Below are 20187 nucleotides of genomic sequence, written 5' to 3'. Positions count from 1 at the left end.
GCCTTTTGCGGGCTCAACCCTTGGATTCGACAATGGATTTCGACGCGGGTTCGGACGACGACGTGTTCGAAGACGCCAGGGAACGCGTCGACCAGCCGATGCTTCGACTGTTCACCGGCTACGGCCGAGGACAGTGGGGAGCGTTCGTCGTCGGCCTCTGCAGTTCTATCGTGGCTCGGATGTTGGACCTGTTGCCGCCGATTCTTTTGGCGCTGGCTATCGACGCTATCTTTCTGCAGGAGGTCGAATACGGGCTCTTTCTGGTTCCCGATGCATGGATTCCCAGCGGGCAAGGCCCACAGCTATGGCTCACGGCCGGCATCATCGCCGCGTCGTTCGGTATCGGGGCCGTCTTCCACTGGAGTCGGAACTGGGGCTGGAACAAGTTCGCCCAGCACGTCCAGCACGCCGTCCGGACGGACACTTACGAGACGATGCAGCGGCTGAACATGGACTTCTTTGCCGACAAGCAGACCGGCGAGATGATGTCGGTGTTGTCGAACGACGTGAACCGGCTGGAGAAGTTCCTCAACGACGGCCTCAACTCCGCCTCCCGGATGATAATCATGGTCGTCGGCATCGCCACGTACCTGTTCTACATGAACTGGCAGCTGGCGCTGGTCGCGCTGTTGCCGGTCCCGATTATCGCCGTGTTCACGAAGCGATTCATCGACGTCATCCAGCCCAAGTACGCCGAGGTGCGGTCGACGGTTGGCAAGCTCAATTCCAGGCTCGAAAACAACCTCAGCGGCATCCAGATAATCAAGACCGCCAACACCGAGCCCTACGAGGCTGACCGGGTCGAGGACACCTCTGAAGACTACCTCGACGCTAACTGGGACGCCATCGAGACGCGCATCACCTTCTTCCCCGGACTGCGGCTGGTCTCGGGTATCGGCTTCGTCGTCACGTTCATCGTCGGCGGGCTGATGGTCACCGGCCAACCACCCGGACCGCTGACGGCGAGCCTCTCCCGCGGGCAGTTCGTCGCGTTCATCATCTACACCCAGCGGTTCGTCTGGCCGATGGCCCAGTTCGGGCAGATCATCAACATGTACCAGCGGGCCTACGCCTCCGCCGAGCGCGTGTTCGGGCTGATGGACACGCCCGGCCGCCTCGAAGAGGCCGAGGACGCGCCGCCGCTCGACGTGACCGAGGGACGAGTCGAGTACGACGACGTGTCCTTCAGCTACGACAGCGACGACGAGCCGGTGCTCTCGGACATCTCCTTCGAGGCCGACGGCGGCGAGACGGTCGCCCTCGTCGGCCCGACCGGCGCGGGGAAATCCACCGTCCTGAAGCTCCTGCTCCGGATGTACGACGTGGATTCCGGCACGGTCCGCATCGACGACCAGAACGTTCAGGACGTCCAGATTCAGAGCATCCGGCGGGCCATCGGCTACGTCAGTCAGGAGACGTTCCTGTTCTACGGCACCGTCCGCGAAAACATCGCCTACGGGACGTTCGACGCGACCGACGAGGAAATCGTCGCCGCTGCGAAAGCCGCCGAAGCCGACCAGTTCGTCCGCAACCTCCCCGACGGCTACGACACAATGGTCGGCGAGCGCGGCGTCAAGCTCTCGGGTGGCCAGCGCCAGCGCATCGCTATCGCCCGGGCGATTCTGAAAGATCCCGAAATTCTCATCCTCGACGAGGCGACCAGCGACGTGGACACAGAGACGGAGATGCTCATCCAGCGGTCGCTTGACGACCTGACCGCCGACCGGACCACGTTCGCCATCGCCCACCGTCTCTCGACGGTGAAAGACGCCGACACGATTCTCGTCGTCGAGGACGGCCGTATCGTCGAACGGGGGAGTCACGACGACCTGCTCGCCGCGGACGGCCTCTACGCCAACCTCTGGGCGGTTCAGGCCGGCGAAATCGACGAACTCCCCGAAGAGTTCGTCGAGCGGGCGATTCAGCGACGGGCGCGGACGGATGCTGATGACTGAAACGGTGAGAACGCAATGTCTGAGCCGTTTGGCTCTGTTAACAGCCGCTTCTCCAGACCTAAAATGGGCTGAAACAGCCGGTCGCTGAAGGTGCAGCCCCTGAAGAACCAGAGTTCTATCCTGTCAGTCTCCCTTGTCGGTGCTTGGTAGTGTAGCTGATCCACACTCACGAGCGGCATAACACCCTCACAGCCTAGGCAGCAGTTTCGCCGCTATCGCCGACCGACCCTCGCGTGACAAACAGATACGAAACGACGAACGAGACCACAAACAGCGGCGGGAGAGCCAGAACTTGCATCATCGGGTCTGGCGGTGTGACGAACGCGCCGACCACGAACGCCAGAAGGACGGCCAGCGAGTAGGCAGTGACCACCCGTTCACGCCGGTCGGCTGGCTCCGAACGCGACTCCCAGTCGTTTCGGACATAGCGGACCCAGAGGTAGTAGACCAATCCAAAGCCCGTAGAGAGCAGCAGGAACGTCCCAAGCACTGACCCGTTGCGTGCTCTGGCCTCCGCACGGGCCCAGTAGCCCAGTGCGATGAGATTCCCAATATAGATGCCGACGGTAAGCGCCAGAGCAGCACGCATCATAGGCTGTTCAGCGGCGAACGAGGCGAATTGCACAGGCCTCAGTCGGCTTTAGATATGTATATGCTTTCCGTGAAAAGAGAGATGCCCCGCTGGTTCAACAGGGCAATACCCCGAGACGCCGATTTCTATCCGGCCGGGCACAAACGATTATTACGCATTGTGTTGTAATGCTATCACATGTCAACCACGTACCTCGCTAGCATGGCACTGATGGGTGCGTTAGTGGTGGCGGTGGTCACATGGATGGTCCGCGGGCGAGGGTGGTATCACTACAGCCCGGGGTCGTCAACGAGCGGCCGGTCTCCAACCAGTGACCGCGAGAGTCGCTTCGAGACGTATGCCGACCAGCCGATGGTCTGGGTCGGCGCGTTCGGGGTGCTGGTCGTCGGCCTCCTGATCGGCGTCGTCGCGTCCATCTCCGGCCCCGTCGAGACCCAGTCGATAGCCGGGCTGGCGGTCGCTGTCGTCGGCGGGGCGGGCCTCTGTGGCTACCTCCTGTTTGGGGTGTATCTCTCGGCGACGCGACGGGGACATCCCCGCTCGCTGGCCGTCGCGGAATCCGCGACCGTCGCCGGCGTGCTCTTCCTCATCGCGGTCGGTTTCCAGCTTGTCGGAGCCTGAGACCCTCACAGTATCGAGTACGCCGCTGCGCCGGTCAGCGCGAGCGCGGCGACAGTCCCGCCGAGAACGAGGTACGTGACGGCGCGGGGTTCCCAGCGGAGGTGCTGGTAGTACGCGGCGACGCCGACGGCCTTGATAACCGACAGCACCATGATGAGCGCGAAGGCGGCCCAGTAGGCGCTGTCGACGAGGCCGGCGAACTCGACGACGGCCTGTGCGGTCGCGAACACGAACAACACGACGTATATCACGGTGTAGCCTTTCCAGTCCATTGTTCTAGAGGATGTAAAACAGCGGGAACAGGAACAGCCAGACGATGTCGACGAAGTGCCAGTACAGGCCGAAGTACTCGATGGCCCTGTCGTCGCCCTGGTAGGCCCCGTTCCAGGCCCTGACGGTCATGTACGCACAGATGACGAGCCCGATGGTGACGTGAGCGCCGTGGAGCCCCGTCGTCAGGTAGAACGTCGACGACGCGATGTTCGTCGAGAGGTTCCAGCCGTTCGGGAACGCCTCTGTGCTGATGTGGAACAGGTGCTGCCACTCAAGGCCCTTGTTGATGAGGAAGCCGACCCCGAGCGCGAACGTCCCGACGAGCGCGGCGACGGTCCCGCGCTTGCTCTCGCGCTCGGCGGCGACCATTGCCAGCACGACGAGGAAACTCGACGTGAGCAACAGATACGTGTTGATGAGGCCGGGCATCGTCACATGTTCGGCCGGGATGAGGTCGTGGTGCCAGGCCGTCCAGCCGTACGCGACCCGGACGAAGGCGTAGGAGCCGATGAAGGCCCCGAACAGGACGATGTCGCTGGCGAGGAACGTCCACATCCCGAGTTTCATCTTCTCGACGCGCTCGAAAGGCCACCGCTCGGCGATGGCCATCTCCGGCGCGTGGAACGGCTCGCGGGTCATCCCGACGAGCGACCCGAACGTCGCCACCCCGCCGATGGCCGCCATCGACAGGTAGAACACGCTCCCCGTCCGCACGCCCGAGAGCCCGAGAAAGGCGATGAACCCGCCGAGGCTGACGAGGAACGGCCAGAAGCTGGCGTGGCTGGCGTGTTCCTCGCCGCCGACCTCGTGGGCCGGCTCCACCGAAGTGGCCGTCGCCGCGGCCCTCGCTGTCACCGCGCCGCCGTCCGTCGCGGTCCCGCCGTCGGTCGCCGCGTGGCCGTGGGCCGCGGCTCCGGGCATGCTTTCGGTCCGCTCGGCGACCGTCTCCTCGTCGAGGAACTCCAGTTTCCCGGTGGCGTAGCTCGGTACACCGGGGAAGTTTTCGAGCGGCGGCGGCGAGGCGGCGGCCCACTCGGCGGAGGTGGCGTACTCCCAGGGGTTCGGCCCGACATCCTCCCCGCGCCAGAGGCTCACAAAGAGGTTGTAGAACATGAGGAGGAAGCTCGCGCCGAGAATGAACCCGCCGACAGTGGCCATCGTGTGCCAGATCTGCAGGCCATCGGGGTAGACGAACACTCGCCGCGGCGTCTCCCAGGCGATGAACATCGGGAAGTACAGCAGATTGAACCCGAGGAAGTAGACGCCGAACTGTATCTTCCCCAGCGTCTCGTTGTACATCTTCCCCGTTATCTTGGGATACCAGTAGTAGAGGCCGCCGAACAGCGCCGTCGCGCCCGCGACCATCACGTAGTGGAAATGCGCGACGACCCAGTACGTCCCGCGGAACTGGTAGTCCAGCACGATTGCGCCGAGGAAGACGCCGGTGATGCCGCCGATGATGAACAGGATGAGCGCGCCCAGCGAGAACAGGAACGGCGTCGTGAACCGGACCCGACCTTTCGCCATCGTGTAGATGAGCGAGAACACCATCAGGTCGAAGGGTAGCGAGATGCCGATGGTCGTCGCCATGAAGATGGTCTTGATTGGGAGGTTGATGCCGGTCAGGAACATGTGGTGCATCCAGACGACGAAGCTCTGGAGCGCCACCAGCACCATCGAGATGATGAACCACTTGCGGCCGACCAGCCGCCGGCCGGTAAAGGTCTGGAAGCACTCGGCCATCACGCCGAGCGCGGGGAAGAAGACGATGTACACCTCCGGATGGCCGAAGAACCAGAACAGGTGCGCCCACAGCAGCGACGCACCCGGGTTGTCCGCGTCGGTCGCCATCGTCGTCCCGTCGATAGAGTACTGGAAGTAGGTCGTTCCGAGGACGTGGTCGGAGGCGAGTATCATCAGCGCCGCCAGCAGCGCCGCGAAGGCGAACAGCATCATCCAGACAGTGAGGTTGATCGACAGCGAGAAGATGGGGATGTCCCGCATCCGGAGCCCCTCGGCGCGCATCCGGTACATCGTCGTCAGGAAGTTCACCGACCCCAGCGTCACCGCGGCGGTGAACATGATGAGTGCCAGCACGACCGAGGTCGCCCCCAGTCCCTCGCCGGGGATGTACGCCGGCGTGTTCAGCGGGGCGTACATCGTCCACCCGCCCGCGAAGGTGGTCCCCTGGAAGAAGGAGACGCCCATCAGGATGCCAGAGAACAGGTACAGCCAGTACGACAGCGCGTTCAGCCGCGGGAAGGCGAGGTCGTCCGCGCCGATCTGTAGTGGGACGAGGTAGTTCGCAAAGCCGAAGGCAAACGGCGAAATGAACCAGAACACCATCAGGAGGCCGTGGGTCGACACTGCCTGATTGTACCCCATTGACCCCAGCAAGTCAGCGCCTGAGGAAATCAGTTCGAGGCGGAACAGCAGGGCGAGAACGCCGCCGAAAATCAGGAAAAACAGCGCGGTGATGAGATACAGCACGCCGATGTCCTTGTGGTTGGTCGTGAGGAACCACCGGCTGACCGACGACTTGGGCGGCAATCCGTGTTCGTGGTCGTGGCTCATGCGGGCGCACCTCCGAGGGCGGTCGCCTCAGTCGCGATTCGCTGGTCCGTCTCGTTGCCGCTCGCCGCCGTCCCGTTCGTCTCCGCGTACCACTCCTCGTACTCGTCCTGTGGCATCACAACCACATCCGTCGTCATCAGCGAGTGGCCGCTGCCACACAGCTCGTAGCACTTGGCGGCGTAGGTCCCCGTCTCGTTGGCCGTGAACCAGGCCGACGTGTACTGGCCCGGGACGGCGTCGGTCTTGACTCGCAACTCCGGTATCCCGAAGTTGTGGAACACGTCCGTCGAGGTCACCTGTAACCTGACCACCCGGTCCTGTGGCACGTAGAGCGTGTTGGTCGTGTGCCCGTTCGGATACACGAAGTCCCAGCCGAACCGGTATCCCTCTACGTCGATCTCCAGCGCCTCCTCTTGAGCCAGATCGGGACCCTGTTCGATGTACAGCAGTTGCGAGTACGTCCAGGCGATGAGCGAGACGACGATGATGGCGCTGATGCTGAACGAGTAGAACACCTTCCGGCCGCCCGCGCCGCCGGTCGGCATCTCCCCCATTTCGGGCCGTTCGACCTTGTCGGCGTACGGGTCCGTTCCGCCCCCGTCGTCGCGGTACTTGAGCGCGTGGTACATCGTGTACGCCACGACGACCACCCCGACGGCTGTTCCCAGCAGCAGGAACACCTCGAAGATCTGGTCGAACACCGCACTGGGTGCCCTGACGTCGCCACCGTGCAAGGGGAACACAACCATGGCGTATGTTATCAAGGATGCCGCCATTTCTTCATGATTCTTCCCACCTTGTAATAGGTATTGCGGACAGATTTCTGACATATGTCCTTCGCTGGCCTAACGTGTGCGGGAACTTTTTTATCTACTGCCATGTTACAACACACCATGGAAGACACGTCACCCGGCGTCGAGGACCCGCCTATCAACGACGACGGCCTCACAGAGGTCGAGGAGTTCGATAGCCTCGCCGGGATTCTCGCCGACGGTGTCGTCGGTGCTGCCGGCGGGCTGGTCGGGACCGCGATGATGTCCGTCGTCTTCCTCATCGCCCAGTCACTGGGCGCGTTCAGTCTCGACGACTTCGCAATCCTCACCGAACTCGTGGGCCTGACCGGCTACGTCCCGGAGGTACTGTTCGGCTTCTTCATCTTCCTCGGCGGCGGGATGTTCCCGTGGCCGCTGCTGTTCGCTTCGCTGAAAGCGTACCTCCCGGGCCAGTCCGATCCCGTCAGCGGCGCGTTCTTCGGCGGCGCGATGTGGACCGGGTTCGTGCTCGCCTTCTACACCGACCAGTCCGGACTCACGCTGGTGCTGTACGCGGTGCTGACGCTCATCGCTCACGTCGTCTACGGCATCGGTCTCGGCGCGGTGTTCAACTACTTCTCGACGCGCCCGGACTCTATCGTCTGAGGCCGAAGACCTGTCTGAGATTGCGAGCTACTCCGTCGTCACTGTCTCCGACGCGGTGAGCGTCGTCGCACGGTGTGTTGCGGACGCGATCTGGAAGTGAACTGTGTGCTCGCCGGCCTCGTATGCATCGCCCAGTTGCTCGGCGAGGTCGAGGCTCCCGCTCGTCGAGCCATCGCCGTAGTGGACGTGTCGCGCATCGTTTGGGATGACCTCGCCGGTCGGCACCGGATCGGTGTTGACGATCGCGTGCAGATGGCCCGTATTCGACGTGATACCGTCGCTGGTGGGTCCGATGGTGTAGTTCTCGACACTGGCCTCCCAGTCAACGACGCTCCCGTCGACGCTCGTCTCGACACTGAGGCTGGCCTCGTCGCTGACGGTCACGTCGACGCTGTCGGTCAGTGCCATCGCCGTGTGTGCGCCGTCCCCCAGTTGGAGGTGGAGCGTGTGCTCGCCGGGGTCTAGTTCCAGCACGCCGTCTTTCTGCCCGGTCCCGTAGTGGATGTGGGCGTCGTCCGTCGGAATTGTCTCGCCCGGCGTTACAGGGTCGGCGTCAACGATGATGTGGTAGTGCCCGGCCCCGCTGGTCACTTCCCCGGCTTCTTCGATGGAGACGCCGTCAGCGGTTGCCCGCCACTGTACGGACGGACTGGTAAGGGCCGCAGTATCGTTTGGGACCGCAACGGAGACGCTGGCGTTCTGTCCGACGCCGTTCCGATACGCCCCGGTCTCCGCTTCTGTGGTGTCGGTGTCCCCGCCGTTCGCTGGCTCCGTTGCCATGCTATCGGTTCCGTCTGTCCGGGTCGGTGTCACCGCGCCGCCGCCCGACTGGTCCTCGCTACAGCCCGCGAGACCGGTCGCTACAGCAGTCGAGACGCCACAGACGAACGTTCGGCGTGTGAGTCTGTCGTCCATATCGCGTGGCCGGAACTGTTGCTCCGCGAACACTTAAGCGCTCGACCGGCCGTAAATACGGCTTTGGATAGAATGTCACACCGGTTGCCAGGCACCGGCCGGACCTGTTTCTGCAGTCAATTTCACCGAAACCGGGACTTGCGGGACAAAAGTCGCTGGACGACGCGAGCGATGCGCTGGTGACCGGCGGAGAACGCGGTGAGCATTCGCCGGAACGTGGCTAGCTTGCGCTCAGGCTTCGGCTTCCGCATCGGCGTCGCCGTCCGCCTCCGCGTCCGCCCCGTCTTCACCCTCGAACTCTTCGAGCGTGCTTCGGAGCTGTGGGATCGTCGCGGTGAGGTCACCGATCTGCTCGCGGGCGTCGTCGACGTCGTCGATGAGGTCGGCGATGGTTTCGATTTCCTCGGCGAGGTCGTCGGCGTCCTCGAAGGCGTCCGCGCGTTCGCCCATCGTGTACCACTTCTTCGCGTCGCGGAGGTGGTCCTCGGCGTCGCCCACGTCGAGTGCCGTTTTGAGCGAGTTCAGAACGCCGAGCGTGTTGTCGGCCTCCACGTCCCAGACCGAATCGGCCTCGGGGAGCGCGTCGCGAGCCTCCGCGAGCGACTCCTCGACGTCCGTGCGCATTTCATTGGCCGCCTCGCCGAACAGTTCGTCGTCGTCCAGACTTGACTGACTCATACGGAGACGTTGGTGCGGTGAGGGATTAAAAGCCCGCCTGAAAGTGAAAGTGAAACCGCAGGACGTGACCGGTCGGTAATTCCTGAAACCGAAAAGCGGTTGTTGCTACTCAGCCCGGATGGCCGAGCGCACCTCGGGAATCGGGTCCATGTCTGCGTCGATGTCACCCAGCACGAGCATCGCGTAGTACCGCAGGAACGTCGTTAGCGGGACCTGTATGAGCGCACCGATAACGAGCAGGACCAGCAGCCCCAGCAGCCCGACAACCCCGGCCAGGACCACGCCGACGGAATTCTGGAGCGCGAGATACAGCGCAAACGCAACGAGCCCGAACGGGATCAGAACGACGATAAATGCGATGATGCCGAGAATCGCGCTGACGATACCGACACCGATCTGGAGGACGATGGAGAAAAACAGGTAGGCGAGGTACTGCTTGGGGTGGCCTTTCATCGACCCCCAGAGCCGCGACCACCCGGAGAGGACGCCGTCGTCGTCCGCCGTCATCAGCGGGACGACAAACACCGTGGTGAAGCCGAAGACGATACCGTAGCTTATCGCGAGCACCGCGAAAACGGCGATGAACAGTCCCGATAGCGCGAGGGCGCTCGACGTACCGACGTTTGCGGCTTCGCCACCGAGCGCCAGGAAGAACACGGCCGCACCAATCACGAGCGCGACGCCGAGCCAGATAACCCCGAGGACAAGCCGGAACAGGAACAGCCGTATTCCGTTCCCGACGTGGTCGCTGAAGTATCGGCGGACGTGTATCTCGCGGTCGATGAGCGCCTGGGTCAACACGAACTCCATGAAGTTACTCAGGATGCCGTACGCGAGCACAAGCAGGATGAACAGGCCGATGACGGCGAGCACAAGGAGCCCAGCCCCGGCGAGTAGTTCGTCCGGTGCGCCGGACGGGACGCCGGGCTCGGAGACTTGCAAGGCGAGGTTCCCGGGCACGGACATCACAGTTTCAAGCGGCGCGGCCAGTTGAAACTCGCTTCCCGGGCCGCTGGGACCGCCGTTCCCGCCGAAATCACCGAAGTTGCTGAACGACTGGACGTTGTTCAGTCCGACACCACCGCCACCGATGAAGAACACGACGAACGCCATTCGGAGCCACGTTCCCTTCTCGAACGGGAACAGGAACGACTTCGTCGCGTCGATTGCGTCGTCGATATCGTCGACTGCGTGGAGGGCCATATCGGAAGTCTCACAGCCCGCTCTGGTAAAATTTTCGGGCCTGTGTCAGTGATTCAGGCTCCCGTCTGGTCATTCACTCCTGCACTGCGTCGACCTGCATCAGCGGGTAGCCGTCCTCCATCGCCATGCTTGTCTCGACCGTGACGCCCTCGTATTCGATGCGCATCTCGACGTCGATGAACCGCCCAGTAAGTTCGGTGTAGTCCGCCCCGCCCTCGGCGATAGCGTCTTCCAGCGCCTCTGTTCGGACGCTGACGGTGACCGCCTCACAGAACGGCTGGTTCTCGATGGCTTCCTCCATCGCCGCCGCGAGCGAGTCGGCGCTGGCCGGGCTGATCGGGGTGCCGGCGAACTGGTGATACAACGACCCGAACTTGACGCCCGCTTCGAAACACGCCTCCTGCGGAGCTGTGGGTTCCATATGCTCGGTCCGGCTGGGCGACACAAAAGCGAACCGCAAGCTACCTATTGCGTGCGACGTATCGTCTCATACGAATGGACGACCCGGTTCTGCTCACCGGCGCTGGCGGCGCTGTCGGGGCGGCCATCCTCGAAGGCCTCGAGGACGCCTACGAGTGGAAACTCATGTTCCACAGCCCACCCGCCGAGGAGCCCGACCACGAGTACCTCGTCGGGGACGTGTCCAGCGAGGGCGACGTGGCCGCGGCGATGGACGGCGTCAGCGCCGTCATCCACCTGGCCGGCGACCCCCGGCCCGAAGCCCCCTGGGACTCCGTCCTCGAAAACAACATCGACGGCACCCAGAAGATGTACGAGGCCGCTGTCGACGAGGGCGTCGAGAAGTTCGTCTTCGCGTCCTCGAACCACGCCGTCGGCTCCTTCGAAACGGACGAGCGCACGCCCGAGATGTACCGCCCGGACGACCAGTACCGCCTCGACGGGACGGAACTTCCCCGCCCCGGCAACCTCTACGGCGTCTCGAAAGCCACCGGCGAGGTGCTGGGCCGCTACTACCACGACCAGTACGGGCTCTCCGTCTGCAACATCCGTATCGGCAACCTCACGCGGGGCCACCCGCCGATAGACTACGAGCGCGGGCAGGCGATGTGGCTCTCCTACCGAGACTGTGCTCACATCCACGACTGCGCGCTCCAGGCCGACTACGAGTACGAAATCGTCTACGGGATCTCCGATAACGACCGCAAGTACTACTCCATCGAGCGCGCGAAAGAGGCACTCGGCTACGACCCACAGGACAACTCCGCGCACTTCGACGGCGAAGAACGCGTCGCCGAACCGGAGCCGTAGCCGGCACGCCGCGACTACTACTCTTCACCGAGCACGCCGCGCTGCCGGTCCTCGTAGGTCCCGTCCCGAAAGACAGTGACACGCCCGTTCTCCTCGCTCAGCGTCACCACTGCAAACACGGCGTCCCGAGTGGACGTCTCCAGCGCGCTCATGTGTCGTGTCCCCATCCAGTCAGCATACGGGAGCTGGTCGACAGCTTCCGCCTCCGCTTCAGTCAACTGCGTGAGCCGAACCATCGATGGTCTGACTGTGCCGTCACTGCGGACGACAACTGCGCCGTCACACGCAACCGCAACCGACTGGGCCGCCTCGAACAGCGCCCCGGACTGGTCGAACACGCTCGGGCAGTCCTCGACCGGCCACCGGTTCGACCCCATCGGGTCGGAAAACGCCGTCGTCGGGTCGCGCTCGATGACGACGTACAGCCCCGGCCCCCGTACGTGAGCGTCGTCCCACCGGTCGAACGCCAGACTCACGTCCTCGACACAGCCCCTGATTCGGTCGAGAACAGCACTCTCCGGGGCAGCCTCTCTCTCCGCGTCTGTGGGACTCGGACGTTCAATCGAGTCGCTCATTCGGTCGTCTGTCGGTTGGGCCGCCACGGGCATAGTCGGTGCGGATTTCCGGAAAATCCGTTGTGTTGATTAAATGGGTAACCAGCCAGTCAAGCGGCCCGAGCTACTCGAACAGCCCCCGCACGTCGTCGTCTTTCTGCTGTTCCAGTTCGACGTGGTCCCGGAGCCGCTGGTAGACGACGGGGCGCTGGTCGCGCTCGCGCACGAACGAGAACACCATTCCGACGAACTGCGAGCCGCCGTCGCCGTCGAGTTCATCTCGCGCGCGGTCAACAGCGTCGGCGATGACCGCCTCGTTGTACCGGCCAGCCTCCGCCAGCACCCCGGCGGCGACGGCCGTGGCGTCGAAACCAAGTGCGCCGTAGCCAATCGCTTCGCCGTTGTGTGTCAGCGTCGGCGGGTCCGCTGCATGGTGTGGGTCCGCCGCTGTCGCCACGAGGAACGACCGGACCTCGTCTAGCGCCACGCCGTGATACGGGTCCGGCAAGCCGTCGAGGTACTCCACCGCGCTCTCGGCCAGTCCCTGCGCGCCCGACCAGTTCTCCTCGCTAGCGTGGTGGACGACTGCGGTAAACTGGATGAGACCGTGCAGAAACCGCTCGTCGTCACCTTCGTCGAGGTCCAGCCAGTACGCCTCCCACGCGTCGTGTGCGGTGTGGTAGCGACCTTCGTTGTACACTGCGATGCCGGCACGGAGATGGTCGCGCACACGGTGGGTTGTATTCGCGGTCGGAAAACCACATCGCCATCTGTGCAAAGTTTCGACAGCGAGACCCTATTACCGTCGCTCGGCGGTTTGCGTCGGTAGAAACGTCCGGACGGAGTTCCACGCGAGCGTGGAGCACGTCCGGTCGTGAATGGAATGAACGTCCGGACGGAGATTTGAACTCCGGTCCCTGGCTCCGCAAGCCAAGAGGATAGTCCACTACCCTATCCGGACTCATTTCCAGAGAGGGTGGTGCACCTAAAAAGGGTGACGGTTCGCGTGCCGTCACGCGACGAGTAGGCACACTTCGCTACAACGCTGATTTGAGCGACCGGGAGCATCTTTCAACTGGCCTACATTCGGGTGAATATGAAGCGGCGACAACTCCTACGATACGGTGGTCTCGGTTGCTCGATAGCGCTCGCTGGCTGCTTTGGTGGGGCGCCCGGTAGCGGGGAAACATCCACAGAGGGCGCGAGTGAAACCCCGAGTGTGAACGAGACAACATTCAGCGTCACCCAGCGACAGTCCGGGTCACAGACAAGTTCGGCAACGGTGGCTTTCGACGGCGATCAAGTCGTCGTCGAAGGCACTATCTGGGGATCTGATGGGTGCAAAACGGCCGACCTAACAGACGTCACGTACGATTCGAGTGCCGATGAACTTCGCATCAGTGTTGGGACGAAGGATAAACCGGACGCTGGCGATGTGTGTACGCAAGCCATTATGGAGATCGACTACCGGGCGACGGCGACGTTTGAGAACGGGCTCCCCGGCACGGTGTCTGTGTCTCACGACACCGGCGACGGCCAGAGCCCCGTAACAACAGCGACACGCTAACGGCTGCCCACGACTCTCTCAACGTGGTGGCATAACAGTGCCCGCTGTCGGGCCAGCGGACGAGGGTTTATACCCCATCGCATGACCACCATCGAGTAATGGACGGGAGACCACCGAAATCGACCGACAACGGCCGCTCGCTCGCCCAACGACAACGCTTAAGCGCGCCCCAGCCCAGCGTCCCATAGATAGATGGGTGCGATAGAGGACATTTACGAGGACCTAGAGACGGACGTCCCCGAGGAGGAGTTCCGCGAGGCCGTCGAGGAGAAGGTCGAGCAGATGGGCGGGCTCGCCGACGAGGAGACGGCCGCGATGCTGTTGGCCCACGAGCTCAACGAGAACGAGGTCAACGCCATCGCCGATATCGAACCCGGGATGGACGAGGTGAAGTTCCTCGCCAAGGTGATGGCCATCGGCGACCTGAAGACCTTCGAACGCGACGACGAGGACGAGGACGGCCGGGTCATCAACGTCGAGGCGGCCGACGAGAGCGGCAGCCTCAGGCTCGCTTTCTGGGACGGGCAGGCCGTCGATATCGACGAGGGGCAACTGGAGGTCGGCGACGTACTCCGGGTGAAGGGTCGGCCGAAGGACGGCTACAATGGGCTGGAGGTGTCCGTCGACAAGGCGGAGCCGGACGACGACGCCACAATCGACGTGGAGCCGGGCGCTGGCTCGTCCATCGACGCGCTGACGATGGGCCAGTCCGACGTGACGCTGCGCGGGCTCGTGCTTGATACCGACACCATCCGGACGTTCGACCGGGATGACGGCAGCGAGGGCCGTGTCTCGAACCTCACGCTCGGCGATGAGACGGGGCGTATCCGGGTGACGCTGTGGGACGACCGAGCCGACCGCGCCGAGGAACTCGATGCGGGGGCGGCCGTGGAGATAATCGATGGCTACGTCCGGGAGCGGGACGGCTCGCTGGAACTCCACGTCGGCGACCAAGGGGCCGTCGACGAAGTGGATGACGACGTGGCCTTTGAGCCCGACGCTGACCCAATCGCGGAGGTCGAACTCGAAGAGACAGCCGATATTGCTGGCGTCGTGCGCTCGGCCGACCCCAAGCGGACGTTCGACCGCGACGACGGCAGCGAGGGACAGGTCCGAAATGTCCGCATCCAGGACGCGACGGGCGACATCCGCGTGGCGCTGTGGGGCGACAAGGCGGACAAGGACATCGCGCCGGGCGACGAAGTGCTCGCGGCGGATGTCGAAATCCAGGACGGCTGGCAGGACGACAAGGAGGCCTCGGCGAGCTGGAACTCTACGGTCGTCGTGCTCGACGACGGCGCGGATCTGGCGACTGGTGGCGCAGGTGGGGGAGCCAGCGCCGAGACGACCGACGCCGAACACGCCGGCCTGTCCTCCTTCGGTGACGGTGCGGACGACGCTGATACCGACAACAGCGGCGACGGGGCGGCCGCAGTCAGTGCTGGTACCGGCGACACGTCGCCGGACGGTGGCGCACAGAGCGCCGGCCAGCAGGTGGAGTTCACCGGCACCGTCGTCCAGACCGGCGACCCCGTGGTGCTGGACGACGGCGAGCAGACGATGAGCGTCGAAACCGGCGAGCGCGTGCAGTTAGGGCAGGAGATAACGGTCCGTGGCGAACTCCACGACGACCGGCTTCACGCTGAGGACGTGTTCTGAGTCGCCGAGCGACGCTACGGAAACTCTTAAGACCGCAACACTCCCGGGTTTGGGTATGAGTGTCGAGCTACCGTTCGCACCGGTGGATGCGGTCATTCGGCGGAACGCGGACGGGCTCCGGGTGAGTGCCGACGCTGCGGAGGAACTGGCTCGTCGAATACAGGACCACGGCGCTTCGCTTGCCGTCACAGCAGCTACCGAGGCCACCACGGACGGCCGAAAGACGCTGATGCCGGCCGATTTCGGCATCGAGCAGGTCCCGGAGAAGGACGGCCTCGAACTCCCCGTCGCGCCGGTCGACCGCATCGCACGGCTCGACATCGACGACGACTACCGCGTCGCAATGGACGCCCGCGTCGCCCTCGCGTCGCTCCTCGAAACGTACGCCGACGACACGGCCGCCGCGGCCGCCACGTTGGCTCGTCACGCTGACCGTCGGACGATCAAGGCAGCTGACGTCGAAACGTACTTCGAACTCGAACAGTACTACTGAATGAACTTCGGCTACCGCGAGGTCTGTCTGGACCACGACACCGGGCCGCGACATCCGGAGAGTCCCGACAGACTTCGAGCGATACGGCGCGCGCTCAAGGAGAACCACGGTGTCGAGTACGTCACCGCCGACGACGCCGACATCGACCTCGTGCGCGAGGTCCACGACACCGACTACATCGAGGAGTTCCGCGAGTTCTGTGACGACGGCGGTGGGAACTGGGACGCCGACACCGTCGCGGTCGAGGAGACGTGGGACGCCGCGCTCGCGTCGGCAGGCCTCGCTGTCTGGGCGGCGGAAGCCGCGCTTGACGGCAACGCCGGCCGCGACACACCGTTCTCTCTGGGCCGACCGCCCGGCCATCACGCTGTGGGCGACGACGCCATGGGCTTCTGTTTCATCAACAACGCGGCCGTCGCGGCACAGGCGGCCCTCGAAGCCGATGCCGAGCGCGTCGCCATCTTCGACTGGGACGTCCACCACGGGAACGGTACACAGGACATCTTCTACGACCGTTCCGACGTGTTCTACGCCTCGATACACGAGGACGGCCTCTACCCCGGCACTGGCGACATTGAGGAGACCGGCACGGGGAACGCCGACGGCACGAACCTCAACGTCAAGTACAAGCCCGGCGCTGACACCGCCGACTACCTCGCCGCGATCGACGAGTGCATCGCGCCGGCCATCGAGGACTACGACCCCGACCTGTTGCTCATCAGCGCCGGCTTCGACGCGCACGAACACGACCCGATTTCACGGATGCGCGTCTCGACGGAAGGGTACGGCGCAATGACGGACCGCATGCGCTCGCTCACAGACGCCTATGACGCGGCGCTTGGAATCATCCTCGAGGGCGGGTACGGACTTGATACCCTCTCAGACTCGGTTACGACCGTTCACGAAGTCTTTGACGGCTACCAGCCGATGGAACCGGACGACGACGTCAGCGACGACGCTCGCGACGTTCTCGATGACCTCGCCGATCAGGGCTTCGGCTCGAAGTAGTCCGCCAGATCGACGCCGAAACCGTCGGCAAGCGCTGTAATCTCTGTGCCGACCAGTACCTCGTAGCCGTCCTCCAGTGCCGACTCGATCCGTGGCCCCAGCCCCACGTCGAAGACAGCATCGCTCGACAGGAACCCGGCAGCTGTGGTGATCGCGCGTGGCCGCTCGACGACGTAGCGGTCGCCGTCGATGAAGGGGCCGGCCACCTCGGGGTCGTCGTCGTACTTCTCGAAGAACCCGCTCGCGTGCTCGCGGACGTGGACCGGCGGCCCTTCGTGGCGCTCGACGGCCGGCCGCTCGGCGACGGCAAATTCGAGCAGCAGGACGGCGTCCCGCTGTGCTGGTGATCCGCTGTCGCCGCCGGCGGTAGCTCTCGCACTGTCGACGGCTCGGCCCCCGTCGTCTCCGCTGCCGTCCTCGACGAACGCGGCCGACCGCAGGACCTCGAACCCCAGTCGGTCGAGTTCGCTGCAGAGCCCATCGAGGGATTTCCGGAGCTGGGGCCAGAGCTGGTCGTCGACCACGTCCGGGGCGACGAAGCGGAGCGCCATCGGCGTCGTTTCCCGCTGTGACACAGCGGCTTCGATGTCTGGTGCTGCGAACGGCTCAGGGTCGTCCTCGGTGAACAGCGAGGCCCGTGGTTCGGCGAGCAGGTCCCGGGCGTAGTGCTGGAGCCTGGCGACGTTCGTGGCGGACAGCACCGCCGCGACGTTGCGCTCCGGGTCCGTCGGGTCGATGACGACCAGCGGGTCGTCGAACGTCTCGCTCCCGTGGTCCTCGGGGTCCAGCCGAACCGGCGGGTACCAGTCCGCGACTGCCTCGACGAACGCCCGGAAGCCGCCGTACTCGAGTACCAGCAGCTCCGTCAGATAGCCCGAGAACCCGCATGTTCGGAGGTCGCTCCCGTAGACACCGATGCCCTTCAGGAACTGCTTTGCCACCCGCACCTCGCCCGCGCCGTCGTCGTCCAGTCGCTCCTGCAGATATCTGGTGTGAAACGGCGTCCGGTCGACCGCGGACTGGATCTCGGTGGCGTCCTCGACCGCGTAGCAGGGCACCAGATCCACGGCGTACCCCTCGCGCTCGCCGACGACGTAGGGGTGTTCGGCGTACTCCTCGCGCCCATCGGGGAGGACTTCGTGCCCGACCGTCAGCCCGTATTCCTCCAGCGCTTCGCGGTCGAGTGACGGTGGAAAACAGACGAACACGTCCACGTCTCGGTCGCCGGCGGTCCACGTTCCGCGGGCCGTCGATCCGACTTGCACTACCTCCGCAGCGACCGGCAGGTCCGCGATGGCTGCTTCGGCGTCGGCCATCACCGCGTCGGCGACCCGCTGTAACTGCGCTCGCTCGTCGTCGGTTGGCGAGGCCCGTGCTCGCATCTCCTCGACGACGGCGTCGAACTCATCGCTCATACCGCCGCTTGCGCACAAGTGCGTGAAAGCGTGTCGATGCCGACTGGAAACGAAAGCCCTAATTACCAACTCTGGCAATGATTGGATGCGTTCGCGCCGCCGTAGCTCAGTTGGTAGAGCACCTGGTTGTTACCCAGGTTGTCCCAGGTTCGAGCCCTGGCGGTGGCGTCGTTCTTTCACTCGCAAATCGACGAGTGCTGCGAGTCAGTCGCTGTAACGTCGGCGTTCGGCCGCTGAACAATGTCCACACAAACGATGCATAGATCGCTCTGTCCTGTCTCGCTTGCATCTCCGAAACCCCTCCACTCCAACCCGACAGGCTAAAGATGCGGACTCATCAACACCATTCTGAGGGCCCTTAGCTTAGTCTGGTTAAAGCGATCGGCTCATAACCGATTGAGCGCTGGTTCAAATCCGGCAGGGCCCATGTCCACCACTGGCAGAACGGTCTGCAATGCGGTCGGAGTCTCATATTTTCGAGGGGAAGGCGACTCACACGCCCACAACTCACTCGTCCACGACGACGACCTTGACCTGTTGGACACCACCAATCGCCCGGAGACGGTTGGCTAGCTCCGTGATATTGCCGCCCGCGCCCTCGACGACCAGGGTCTCCATGCAGGTGTCGTGGGAGAGATGAATGTGCTGGACGGAGGTGATGATGTCGGCCATCTCGTGTTGGACCGTCTGAAGCTCGTCTGCGATGCCCGAGACGTGGTGGTCGTGGACGATGACGATGGTCCCGTGGTGGTGTTTTTCGTCACCGGACTCCCACTCGTAGGTCGCAAAGAAGTCACGTAGCGAGTCACGAATGGCTTCCGACCGGCTCGCGTACTCCCAGTCGTCGACGATACCGTCGAGTCGGTCGACCATCGACGAGGGGAGTGTCAGGCTGATCCGGTCGAGGTCCTCACTCATGTGTGTCGATAGAGAGGGGCTCGCATATGGATATCCGGGCTTCGGTAATACTCACTCGTCGGCAGTAATACTGCCCGATGAAAAAGTATTATTACTGCGCCGGGGCCAGACCCGGGTAGCATGCACATTCCCGACGGATATATCGATCTACCGCTTGCGTTGCTGTTCGGTGCGCTTGCGGTCGTCGTTCTGAGCGTCGCTGCCAAGCGTGTCAACGGTGAGATTTCCGATGCGCGCGCGCCGCTGCTCGGTGTCGTCGCAGCGAGTATCTTCGCCGCACAGATGCTTGACTGGCCAATTCCCGGGGGCACCAGCGCCCACTTCGTCGGGGGCGCGTTCGCGGCGATTCTCCTCGGTCCGCACCTGGGCGCGCTCTGTGTCGCGACTGTCGTCACGATTCAGGCGCTCGTCTTCGGTGACGGCGGGCTCGTGGTGCTTGGCGCGAACGTGTTCAACATGGCTGTCGTCGAGGTGTACGTCGGCTATGCCATCTATCGCCTGCTCGTCCCTTACGGTGAATTCCGCGCGGCCTTCGTCGCGGGGTGGTTAGGAATCACGGCCGGCGCGCTGACCGCCGCCCTTCAGCTGGGCCTTTCCTCTGCGTTCCAGTACCAGTTGCTGACGACGCTGTCGATAATGGGCGTCGGGCACCTCGCGTTGGGCCTGATTGAGGGGGCCATCACCGCCTTGGTCTACCGCTATCTGGCCCGCGCTCGCCCCGACCTGCGACCGAACGCCGCCCCGGAGGTGAGTGCGTGATGGCCCGGGATCTTCCCGACTGGCTACCTCGTGCCCTCGCCGCGCTGCTGGTCCTGACATTGCTCGCGCCGGTGTTCGGATGGGCGGCCGGTCAGGTCGGCTACGCCGAACCGCTCGAAAACGCCGCCGAGGCGACCGATGCGACGGAACACGCCACCGCCGTCGGTACCGCGCTGTTCCCGGACTACGGCGTCCCCGGTCTCGGTGGTGCAACCGGAACGTTCGTGTCGGCCGTCGTCGGGACGGCGCTGACGCTCCTCCTCGGTGCCGGCATCGGTCGCCTGCTCGGGGCGGATACCGACCAGCGGCAGTAGCT

22 protein-coding genes and 3 tRNA genes are annotated in these 20187 nt (G+C 64.1%); 12 read left to right on the top strand and 13 right to left on the bottom strand.

Going from position 1 to position 20187, the window contains the following annotated elements:
• Positions 1-32: 32 nt before the first annotated feature.
• Entirely contained in the window at positions 33-1955 is a 1923-nt protein-coding gene (locus HAH_RS13485; RefSeq protein WP_014041419.1) for an ABC transporter ATP-binding protein, read from the top strand.
• Between the two features lie 193 nt (positions 1956-2148).
• Here the strand turns inward: HAH_RS13485 and HAH_RS13480 are convergent, their stop codons facing one another.
• Complete coding sequence (locus HAH_RS13480) at positions 2149-2580, bottom strand: DUF7534 family protein (protein ID WP_023843427.1); 432 nt, start codon at positions 2578-2580, stop codon at positions 2149-2151.
• 144 nt (positions 2581-2724) lie between these two features.
• Here HAH_RS13480 and HAH_RS13475 point away from each other — a divergent pair, with 144 nt between their 5' ends.
• Positions 2725-3168 (top strand): hypothetical protein, encoded by a 444-nt coding sequence (locus tag HAH_RS13475; RefSeq protein WP_023843426.1) that lies wholly within the window; start codon positions 2725-2727, stop codon positions 3166-3168.
• A 5-nt stretch (positions 3169-3173) separates the two neighbouring features.
• Here HAH_RS13475 and HAH_RS13470 read toward each other — a convergent pair whose 3' ends face one another.
• From HAH_RS13470 to coxB, 3 genes are read right to left on the bottom strand one after another with little or no spacing between them, the layout of a single operon-like run.
• Positions 3174-3440, bottom strand: coding sequence for a cytochrome C oxidase subunit IV family protein (locus HAH_RS13470; protein WP_014041416.1), 267 nt, complete (start codon positions 3438-3440; stop codon positions 3174-3176).
• 4 nt (positions 3441-3444) lie between these two features.
• Positions 3445-6015 carry a cbb3-type cytochrome c oxidase subunit I gene (locus HAH_RS13465; RefSeq protein ID WP_014041415.1) on the bottom strand — a complete coding sequence of 857 codons (2571 nt, stop codon included), beginning with the start codon at positions 6013-6015 and terminating at the stop codon, positions 3445-3447.
• Positions 6012-6791, bottom strand: a complete 780-nt coding sequence (gene coxB, locus HAH_RS13460) for a cytochrome c oxidase subunit II (protein ID WP_044952043.1) — start codon at positions 6789-6791, stop codon at positions 6012-6014. The genes HAH_RS13465 and coxB overlap by 4 nt, the downstream gene beginning before the upstream one ends.
• A 117-nt stretch (positions 6792-6908) precedes the next feature.
• On the opposite strand from coxB, the gene HAH_RS13455 reads away from it, so the two are divergent.
• On the top strand, positions 6909-7433 hold the full coding sequence (locus HAH_RS13455; protein ID WP_014041413.1) for a DUF6789 family protein: 525 nt from the start codon (positions 6909-6911) through the stop codon (positions 7431-7433).
• Between the two features lie 27 nt (positions 7434-7460).
• Here the strand turns inward: HAH_RS13455 and HAH_RS13450 are convergent, their stop codons facing one another.
• From HAH_RS13450 to HAH_RS13435, 4 genes are all read right to left on the bottom strand, one after another.
• Positions 7461-8348 carry a DUF4399 domain-containing protein gene (locus HAH_RS13450; RefSeq protein ID WP_044952040.1) on the bottom strand — a complete coding sequence of 296 codons (888 nt, stop codon included), beginning with the start codon at positions 8346-8348 and terminating at the stop codon, positions 7461-7463.
• Positions 8349-8579: 231 nt separating this feature from the next.
• Entirely contained in the window at positions 8580-9026 is a 447-nt protein-coding gene (locus tag HAH_RS13445) for a DUF5790 family protein (RefSeq protein WP_014041411.1), read from the bottom strand.
• 105 nt (positions 9027-9131) lie between these two features.
• Positions 9132-10229 (bottom strand): DUF7544 domain-containing protein, encoded by a 1098-nt coding sequence (locus HAH_RS13440; protein ID WP_014041410.1) that lies wholly within the window; start codon positions 10227-10229, stop codon positions 9132-9134.
• A gap of 73 nt (positions 10230-10302) precedes the next feature.
• Positions 10303-10650, bottom strand: coding sequence for a dihydroneopterin aldolase family protein (locus HAH_RS13435; RefSeq protein WP_008307666.1), 348 nt, complete (start codon positions 10648-10650; stop codon positions 10303-10305).
• A gap of 74 nt (positions 10651-10724) precedes the next feature.
• On the opposite strand from HAH_RS13435, the gene azf reads away from it, so the two are divergent.
• Positions 10725-11498, top strand: coding sequence for an NAD-dependent glucose-6-phosphate dehydrogenase Azf (gene azf / locus HAH_RS13430; RefSeq protein ID WP_014041409.1), 774 nt, complete (start codon positions 10725-10727; stop codon positions 11496-11498).
• A 17-nt stretch (positions 11499-11515) separates the two neighbouring features.
• On the opposite strand, the gene HAH_RS13425 is transcribed toward azf, so the two are convergent.
• The 3 genes from HAH_RS13425 to HAH_RS13415 all read right to left on the bottom strand — a co-directional run bounded on the left by HAH_RS13425 (position 11516) and on the right by HAH_RS13415 (position 13013).
• Complete coding sequence (locus tag HAH_RS13425; RefSeq protein WP_014041408.1) at positions 11516-12073, bottom strand: diadenylate cyclase; 558 nt, start codon at positions 12071-12073, stop codon at positions 11516-11518.
• 103 nt (positions 12074-12176) lie between these two features.
• The gene (locus tag HAH_RS13420) at positions 12177-12782 is read right to left on the bottom strand and encodes a DUF309 domain-containing protein (protein WP_014041407.1); all 606 of its coding nucleotides are present in this window, start codon (positions 12780-12782) and stop codon (positions 12177-12179) included.
• Positions 12783-12940: 158 nt separating this feature from the next.
• Positions 12941-13013, bottom strand: a tRNA-Arg gene (locus HAH_RS13415).
• Positions 13014-13271: 258 nt separating this feature from the next.
• Between HAH_RS13415 and HAH_RS13410 the strand changes: the two genes are divergently transcribed.
• The 4 genes from HAH_RS13410 (at position 13272) to HAH_RS13395 (ending at position 16779) form a co-directional block, all read left to right on the top strand.
• Positions 13272-13619 carry a hypothetical protein gene (locus tag HAH_RS13410; protein ID WP_023843424.1) on the top strand — a complete coding sequence of 116 codons (348 nt, stop codon included), beginning with the start codon at positions 13272-13274 and terminating at the stop codon, positions 13617-13619.
• 192 nt (positions 13620-13811) lie between these two features.
• On the top strand, positions 13812-15278 hold the full coding sequence (locus HAH_RS13405; protein WP_014041405.1) for a single-stranded DNA binding protein: 1467 nt from the start codon (positions 13812-13814) through the stop codon (positions 15276-15278).
• A gap of 55 nt (positions 15279-15333) precedes the next feature.
• The gene (locus HAH_RS13400) at positions 15334-15771 is read left to right on the top strand and encodes a histone (RefSeq protein ID WP_005537260.1); all 438 of its coding nucleotides are present in this window, start codon (positions 15334-15336) and stop codon (positions 15769-15771) included.
• Complete coding sequence (locus tag HAH_RS13395; protein WP_014041404.1) at positions 15772-16779, top strand: histone deacetylase family protein; 1008 nt, start codon at positions 15772-15774, stop codon at positions 16777-16779. It abuts the gene before it with no gap.
• On the opposite strand, the gene cca is transcribed toward HAH_RS13395, so the two are convergent.
• Entirely contained in the window at positions 16758-18194 is a 1437-nt protein-coding gene (gene cca / locus HAH_RS13390; RefSeq protein WP_014041403.1) for a CCA tRNA nucleotidyltransferase, read from the bottom strand. The two genes, HAH_RS13395 and cca, sit on opposite strands and share 22 nt — an antisense overlap.
• Positions 18195-18289: 95 nt before the next feature.
• Between cca and HAH_RS13385 the strand changes: the two genes are divergently transcribed.
• Positions 18290-18362 (top strand) — tRNA-Asn (locus HAH_RS13385).
• A gap of 184 nt (positions 18363-18546) precedes the next feature.
• Positions 18547-18621, top strand: a tRNA-Ile gene (locus HAH_RS13380).
• A gap of 80 nt (positions 18622-18701) precedes the next feature.
• Here HAH_RS13380 and nikR read toward each other — a convergent pair.
• The gene (nikR, locus tag HAH_RS13375; protein WP_008307710.1) at positions 18702-19112 is read right to left on the bottom strand and encodes a nickel-responsive transcriptional regulator NikR; all 411 of its coding nucleotides are present in this window, start codon (positions 19110-19112) and stop codon (positions 18702-18704) included.
• A gap of 120 nt (positions 19113-19232) precedes the next feature.
• Between nikR and HAH_RS13370 the strand changes: the two genes are divergently transcribed.
• Positions 19233-19871, top strand: coding sequence for an energy-coupling factor ABC transporter permease (locus tag HAH_RS13370; RefSeq protein WP_014041402.1), 639 nt, complete (start codon positions 19233-19235; stop codon positions 19869-19871).
• Positions 19871-20185 (top strand): PDGLE domain-containing protein, encoded by a 315-nt coding sequence (locus HAH_RS13365; protein ID WP_014041401.1) that lies wholly within the window; start codon positions 19871-19873, stop codon positions 20183-20185. Before HAH_RS13370 ends, HAH_RS13365 begins: the two co-directional genes overlap by 1 nt.
• Positions 20186-20187 lie beyond the last annotated feature (2 nt).

The organism is Haloarcula hispanica ATCC 33960, assembly GCF_000223905.1.
In the GTDB taxonomy this organism is placed as follows: Archaea; Halobacteriota; Halobacteria; order Halobacteriales; family Haloarculaceae; genus Haloarcula; species Haloarcula hispanica.
The sequence above is the reverse complement of the archived record's forward strand: the minus strand, read 5'-3'. Positions and strand labels throughout refer to the sequence as shown.

Excerpts from the sequence above, each read along its gene's own strand:
- HAH_RS13485 (WP_014041419.1), top strand. The coding sequence starts at position 33 with ATGGATTTCGACGCGGGTTCGGACGACGACGTGTTCGAAGACGCCAGG.
- HAH_RS13475 (WP_023843426.1), top strand. The coding sequence starts at position 2,725 with ATGTCAACCACGTACCTCGCTAGCATGGCACTGATGGGTGCGTTAGTG.
- HAH_RS13470 (WP_014041416.1), bottom strand. The coding sequence starts at position 3,440 with ATGGACTGGAAAGGCTACACCGTGATATACGTCGTGTTGTTCGTGTTC.
- HAH_RS13465 (WP_014041415.1), bottom strand. The coding sequence starts at position 6,015 with ATGAGCCACGACCACGAACACGGATTGCCGCCCAAGTCGTCGGTCAGC.
- coxB (WP_044952043.1), bottom strand. The coding sequence starts at position 6,791 with ATGGCGGCATCCTTGATAACATACGCCATGGTTGTGTTCCCCTTGCAC.
- HAH_RS13455 (WP_014041413.1), top strand. The coding sequence starts at position 6,909 with ATGGAAGACACGTCACCCGGCGTCGAGGACCCGCCTATCAACGACGAC.
- HAH_RS13450 (WP_044952040.1), bottom strand. The coding sequence starts at position 8,348 with ATGGACGACAGACTCACACGCCGAACGTTCGTCTGTGGCGTCTCGACT.
- HAH_RS13445 (WP_014041411.1), bottom strand. The coding sequence starts at position 9,026 with ATGAGTCAGTCAAGTCTGGACGACGACGAACTGTTCGGCGAGGCGGCC.
- HAH_RS13440 (WP_014041410.1), bottom strand. The coding sequence starts at position 10,229 with ATGGCCCTCCACGCAGTCGACGATATCGACGACGCAATCGACGCGACG.
- HAH_RS13435 (WP_008307666.1), bottom strand. The coding sequence starts at position 10,650 with ATGGAACCCACAGCTCCGCAGGAGGCGTGTTTCGAAGCGGGCGTCAAG.
- azf (WP_014041409.1), top strand. The coding sequence starts at position 10,725 with ATGGACGACCCGGTTCTGCTCACCGGCGCTGGCGGCGCTGTCGGGGCG.
- HAH_RS13425 (WP_014041408.1), bottom strand. The coding sequence starts at position 12,073 with ATGAGCGACTCGATTGAACGTCCGAGTCCCACAGACGCGGAGAGAGAG.
- HAH_RS13405 (WP_014041405.1), top strand. The coding sequence starts at position 13,812 with ATGGGTGCGATAGAGGACATTTACGAGGACCTAGAGACGGACGTCCCC.
- HAH_RS13400 (WP_005537260.1), top strand. The coding sequence starts at position 15,334 with ATGAGTGTCGAGCTACCGTTCGCACCGGTGGATGCGGTCATTCGGCGG.
- HAH_RS13395 (WP_014041404.1), top strand. The coding sequence starts at position 15,772 with ATGAACTTCGGCTACCGCGAGGTCTGTCTGGACCACGACACCGGGCCG.
- cca (WP_014041403.1), bottom strand. The coding sequence starts at position 18,194 with ATGAGCGATGAGTTCGACGCCGTCGTCGAGGAGATGCGAGCACGGGCC.
- nikR (WP_008307710.1), bottom strand. The coding sequence starts at position 19,112 with ATGAGTGAGGACCTCGACCGGATCAGCCTGACACTCCCCTCGTCGATG.
- HAH_RS13370 (WP_014041402.1), top strand. The coding sequence starts at position 19,233 with ATGCACATTCCCGACGGATATATCGATCTACCGCTTGCGTTGCTGTTC.
- HAH_RS13365 (WP_014041401.1), top strand. The coding sequence starts at position 19,871 with ATGGCCCGGGATCTTCCCGACTGGCTACCTCGTGCCCTCGCCGCGCTG.